3 protein-coding genes and 1 pseudogene are annotated in these 6282 nt (G+C 60.2%); all 4 read right to left on the bottom strand.

Annotated features, from left to right (window positions below):
* Nucleotides 1-2878: ATP-dependent helicase (locus tag AUR66_RS13305; protein ID WP_058572804.1), on the bottom strand; the 2878-nt coding region annotated here is incomplete at its 3' end.
* Entirely contained in the window at nucleotides 2875-3780 is a 906-nt protein-coding gene (locus AUR66_RS13310; protein WP_058572805.1) for a RecB family exonuclease, read from the bottom strand. The genes AUR66_RS13310 and AUR66_RS13305, both read right to left, overlap by 4 nt.
* Nucleotides 3777-5837, bottom strand: coding sequence for a hypothetical protein (locus AUR66_RS13315; RefSeq protein ID WP_058572806.1), 2061 nt, complete (start codon nucleotides 5835-5837; stop codon nucleotides 3777-3779). Before AUR66_RS13315 ends, AUR66_RS13310 begins: the two co-directional genes overlap by 4 nt.
* 5 nt (nucleotides 5838-5842) lie before the next feature.
* Nucleotides 5843-6282 (bottom strand): annotated as a pseudogene (locus tag AUR66_RS13320) (phospholipase D family protein); the annotation flags it as partial.

The raw sequence follows: 6282 nt of genomic DNA on the forward strand, positions 1-6282 counted from the left end.
GCTCAGCGGTGTCGTGGAAGAGTAACCCAATGTCGCGTTGGGATACGCCACCTCCACCCTCACCACTGCGTTCATGATAGTCAGTGAATGCATTGACGACGTAGTCGAGGTAATGACTGCGCGGACATTCTTCATAGGCTGCCAGCGATGTGTAACTGTGTGAGAGCGACGGAGACGGTATCGACGGGCCGGAAAGCGACTCAATCTTGAGTGTCGAGCGCTTTCCTGCCGATGCAATTCTTCCGTCGATTGAAGCCGTCGCGAGGTCGATTACGCGGTCCCGTGCGACCTCAACCTCAATTTCTTCGCCGTCGTGTCTGACCGTGCCGCCAACCTGGCCGATAGTTTCGTTGGCCAGCGTGTCGGTCCAGTCGACCGCCTCGACCGGGAGGCACTCTTGAACGTCGGTCCAAATCGGAAGATTCCCGCGTTCTGGCTGCCACGGGATTCGAGATGGCAGAATCTCGCTGACCATCTCTGAGATCGAGGCTGTTTCCTCGTCAACGTCGTCTGCCTCGTTGCCGCCTTGGAGGACGAGAATATCTTCGGCGCGTGTGATCCCGACATGGAACACGCGGCGGGTTTCGCGGGCGTCGCGCGTGACGTAGTCCTCGTCGAACACTGCAGTCGCCTCGTCTGCGAGCCCTGTTTCGAGTGCATCGTACGCCCGCGAACTCGGCTCCCATTCATAGGCCGTGACCTGCGGGATGAGGACGACAGGGAAGTCCAAGCCTTTGCTCTTGTGGATGGTCATCACGTTGACCGCACCATCCGCGACGTCCGGCTGACTTGTCGGCGCAGACCCGCTCTCATCAAACAGGGAGTCATAGTGTTCAAGCGAATCGATGAACTCCGGAGTAAGCGGTGGTTGGACGGCACTATCCCCATACTGTTCGATGACATCCTTCAGTTGGGCGAGGTCCCTGCGCTCCTGCGCGCTGAGATACCACTCGATATTCGTTAGGTTCGTGAGTTCGCGGTACAGGTGGCTGAGCGATGCCGAGTCACGGACAGCGAGGAGTTCCGTGATGTGCTCGCGGGCCTCTGCGACGCGGTCGGGTTCTTCGAACTCTTCGAGCGGCGTCTCGCGGAGCGTGTCCACGAGATGGTCGTCGCCCGCGTTGACCGTACGGAGGTCTGCGTCGCAGAGCCGGTACCGCATCAGGAGGACGCGATTCCAGCTTACTTCATCTTCGGTTCTTGCGAGCGCCTTCAGGTAGGCGGTGACGGTGCCGACGCCGACTGATTCCGTGGCCAGATCACCAGCAACCTGGTACGGGATGCCAGCGTCTTCGAATTCCTCGATGACGGGTGTCGCGTGGTTGTTCTTCCGGACGAGTAACGCGATGTCGCCCGGGTCGTACGCCTCATCGAGACTCTCTGCTGCCCCGCTCAGCAAATTCTGGACGACGGTGCGAAGCTGGGAAGCACCGTCCGCGTCGTCTTCGTCCGGTAGTTCGACGGTAGCAATGGTGTCCCCCTCGTACGCGGGTTCGTCGACGCGTTTCAGTGTCTTGTGACGTTCCCGGTGATTGAGTTTCTGAATCGCCTCGTTTGCCAGGTCCAGGATCGGCTGTCGGGAGCGAAAATTCTCCTCTAAAGGCTCGTCGGCGAGTGCCGTGAATGCGCGGTCGAGTTCCTCGGTGATGTTGGCGACGTGCGCGCCGCGCCACTCGTAGATCGCCTGATCGTCGTCACCGACGACGAACAGGTTGTCGTCAGTGACGAGTGACGTGACGAGGTCGAACTGCAGTCGGTCGGTGTCCTGAAACTCGTCACAGAACACGTAGTCCCACCGGGCAGCGATTTCCTCACCGACGGGGGAGTCCATTAGCGCGGCTGTCTCCACAACCAGGCCGTCGAAGTCGATGAGGTTTCGCTCGTCGAGCTCACGCTCGTACGCGGCGTATCCGGCCGTCAAGTCTCGGGCCGTGAGGCAGTCCGAGAGGAACGAGTCGAGATGGTCCGTGAGTTCGAGGTCGAGATCACCGGGGATTCCTTTCGGCGCACCGTTCGCGTACCCGCCGAGTAGGTACTTCGGGAGCTTGTACGCGTTGTCCGGCAGTTCCCGTTCGCCTGCCTCATGGGCTTCGAACGCCGCTTCCAGCGCATCGCAAAGATCCACTAAGCGGTCGAGGAAATCACGTACGCTGGCTTCGATACCGTCTGTCCCGAGCACGTCACGTTCAGCGATGAGGTCGGCACGCGCGTCTGGAAGTGAGTCAAGCACGCTCGACACGGACCGGCCGCCCAGATGGTCGCTCGCAATCGTCTCGACACGCTCCGAGAGGTCGGCGAGTTCGTAGACTCGGTCAGCCGGACCGAGGAAGGTGTCGATATCGTCGGGCGTGATGCCGCTGCGTTTCATCGATCCGATGAAGTTGAGCAACTTCGATGCGGCCCCTGACGCGTACCCGTCGCCTCCGTACACATTGGGTTTGACAAAACGGTACTCGATGTCGTCCAGAACGTCCAGCACGATGGCGTACTTCTCGGCGTCCGTGGCGACTTCGAAGTCTGGGTCGATTCCGGCTTCGTACGCGTAGTCAGTGAGGATCTCGTTACAAATCGAGTGGTACGTGTACGCGTCAATATCGTACCCAGCCGTGCCGAGTTTCGCGTTGAGCTTATCACGCATCGAGTCCGCAGCGTTGTTCGTGAACGTCAACGTGAGAATCCGATCCGGCGAGACGTTCTCTTCGTCGATGAGGTGCTCAACCTTCCGCACCATCGTGAACGTCTTCCCCGTCCCAGCTCCGGCCAGCACACGCATCGGGTACGCGTCCGAATCGATGATCTCCCGCTGCTGGGGCTCCGGTGACACATCTTCTTCCGTGACCGGGAACCACGACGGGTACTCGTCACCATCACCGCTCATCGTTGCACCTCCGTCGATAGCCGGTCTGCACACATCTCTCGATAGTCACAGTCCGGGCATGCTTCCTCGTTGATGAGATCGAATGGTTCAGGATCGTATGTCTCGCCCGTGATACCGTCGTGTGCGGCGCGAATGAGCGCCCAGATCGTGTCATAGTGGTCTTCGTAGATTTCCGTGGTTTCCCGCCCCCAGCCGCGTGCAGATACGTCATAGCCGGTCGGCGTACTCTCGAACGACGTTTTGTTGAGGAGGCCAAAGAAACTGAATCGGACCTCCATCCCGTCCTCGTAGAACGGTTCGTTCTTCACGCCCTCGATGTACGCCGCTGTCTGGAACGCGTTCCGCACACGCTTCGGTTCGTGGGCCTCCCCGTTGAGGTGGTCACCGAGGTACTCGGCTGTTCCGTCGGAGAGCATTCCGTGTGTTTTCCGCTTGTAGTCGAAGACGTGGAGGCCGTCGTCTGTCCGGATGACGTTGTCTGCTTTCCCGTGAAGCGCGCGTCCATCTACTTCGCATTCGACCCAACACTCGGTGGCGACCGAACGGCGAGCATGGTCAATACCGACGCCGTCATCGGGATTGAAGAACGACTCGATGGCAGCCCGGTTCTCAGTACGCTGGTACTCCCGGTGTGCTCGTGATTCGTAGTCATCCGCGCTGCTGTGTTCGTCCCACTTCGAATCGAAGATCCGCATCGCCCTGTCGTGAATCTCTCCCGGGTCATCATCGCGGCTGGTCGCTTCGCACACGTCCTCGATAGTCTCGTGGTAAATCGTCCCCTGATTGAGATAGAGCTCTGTACGGTCCGGCGCATTCACGTCCTGAACATACCGGTAATCATACAGCCGCGGACACGTCGCGTAGTTCGCCAGCCGTGACGGTGAGAGCGACGCTGGGCTCATCGCCGCACCTCCCCGTTAGCAAACTCGACACGCGCACGCAACGCCTCCCTGAGTTCCTCGCCACGCGCCCCGCTCTTATCGAGCAGGTTCTGAACCTCGCCAAGTTCCGCTTCTACCTCATCGAGCGACACCGTTATGTCCTGGCTGTTCGCGCGGCGCACTGCCGCGAGCGCGTCGTCAACCCGCGACAACAGGAAGTCCTCCGCCGCTTGCTCGCTCGTGATGAGTAGGTCGTCGGCTTCGGTGACCCACGGCAGGCGGTCGTACGCGTCTGTGAGGAACCTCGACGCCTGCGCACGCTCTTCCAGTGCGGTGTCCTCGTACTCGTAGAGACAACAGTACAGGTGCTCGTCCGCAGCGCCAGCCCCAATCGCCAGACGTCGCCGCGCGTGTTCTGTGTGGTACCGTGCGAACGGCCGACTCGAAGCCGTAGACGTCGTCGGGAATGTCACATCCACGTCCGTCCCGGTGAGTTCCGTCACACCGGGGTAGTCCGGCATCGACTCTACCCGCTCATTCGGGAACAATCGTGTCAAGAACGGGTCACCCGGGTATTCACTGTCGACGAGATTCACGAGAAACACCGCGCGAAACGACTCGTTTTTGATCGCCTGCAGGTGGTCCACGCGGACACCGCCGTCAAGGTTCGTCGCACTCGTCTGATTCTGCACCGGCGCGTACTTATGAGCCCGTTCGAGCATCTCCTCGAAGGACGTCCACGTCGCATCCACGAACTCGGTGTCTTCGAGGAACTCGGCCATTCTGAACGCCCGTCGGACGTTCCCAAACTGTGCTCGCGCATCCAACGGCGTCGCCCGCTCCGCGATCCGCTCTTTCAGCCCTGTGTCCGTCGCCCACCAGCGGACCGCATCCCCGAGATTGTCCATCTCGTGGACACGGTCTAACCGCTGCCTATCGAGTTCCGGGCCGTGATTGGGAACTTCGTCCCCGCCATCGGCACCAAGCTGCCGAACGGCAGCAAGGAGTTCCCGAATCGCAGGATCATCACCGAACCCGGTGACGGTTGTTGATTCCGTTGGAATCCCAGTGCCTTCGAATGCCTCGATAATATCCGTAACCGTACTGTCGCTTCGTTTGGTGGCGACAGCGATATCGTCGTAACTCCAGTCCGACTGCGCGACGAGGGCTTCGATCTCGTTCGCAACCTCCGCGAGGTGCTCGTCACTGGAGTCCGTAGCGAGGACGGAGACCGACCCGGTTTCCGGGTCCGCCGAGGTCGTCTCTTCGGCGAAGTAGGCCGCAGTGGCAGCCGGTCGCGTCGACGGAGACTCCGACACCCCACGGCGAGACTCGCTGAACGAGACGTAGTCCGTAACGGGCCCTGTCTCAACCCACGTGCGGCGAACACTCGCGTTCTCTTCAGCGATACAGACGAGATCACAGTCCCCTACGAGCGCGTCAAGATACGCGCGGTCAAGCGGGAAGAATTCCTCGAATTCGACCACCAGCACCGCCTCGAAGTCGACGACACCATGACGGGCGTCCCCCGAGAGGACATCTAATGCCTCAGAAATGAGTTGGCCGCGCTCCATGTGGCCGTTCTCAGCGAGCCAATCGTGAAACGCGTCAAGCGCAGCCGCGATGTCACAAAGCTCCGGAGTTTCCTCTGGTGTGACCGTTTGCCAGGAGATCGTGCCCATCACAGCGTCCACGTCCTCGATGAACGACGGCTGTTCAGACGCCCGTCGCAGGTACTCCGTTTCCCATTCGTAATCCGCGAGGAACCGATAGAGGAGTTCGCGTCGCAACGCGTCGGAGAGAATGACGCGGTCATCGCTCTGATTGAGGACATCAGTCGCGTGCACGACGAGCGACGTCACGTACGGCGTCGCCGCGCCCCGCAGTTCCGAACCTAACGACTCCCGGAACGTGTCTGTACTCGTCGGCGCACCCGTGACGACGAGTACATCCTCAGAATCGTACTCGTCGAGGAGTGTCCGGTATTCCTCCCGTGCTGTCCGTTCGACGTTCTCGCCCCCGAACGGTGCCGTGACTAGCGTGCCGTCGAACCGCCGGTGAGATGTGTGGTCAGACATGTATATTATCCTCGGACGAGCCGCGTGACCCGAGACAGAACACCGGTGTTGTCAGCGGCTGTTTCAGTGTCGTGTCGTGCATCTTCGATGATACTGGGCTCATCTATCCAATTCTTGAACCTGTTTGCGCTTTCAAACTGGACTGCTGGTCCGTAAATACTGGCTCGGATATGGGCCGGCGTAGCCTTCTGGAACTGCCAACACTGCTGCTGATCCAGATTCGCTGAGAAATCGGCGACAACACGCCCGTCGTCCTTGAAATCGAGTTCACATAGCTCGTCGGACAGCGCACTGATCCACTTCCGTCGTCCCGGGTCGTGTTCCTGCTCGGCAGGTTTCTCCAGCGGCACGTAATCCGGTGGTTCCTTCTCGGCATACGCGTACAGCTCCGCAAACACGTCCCGAGCATCCGCGAGCCGATCCGACTGGTCTGGAAGCGAGATAT

The organism is Haloferax profundi, from assembly GCF_001469865.1.
Taxonomy (GTDB): Archaea; Halobacteriota; Halobacteria; order Halobacteriales; family Haloferacaceae; genus Haloferax; species Haloferax profundi.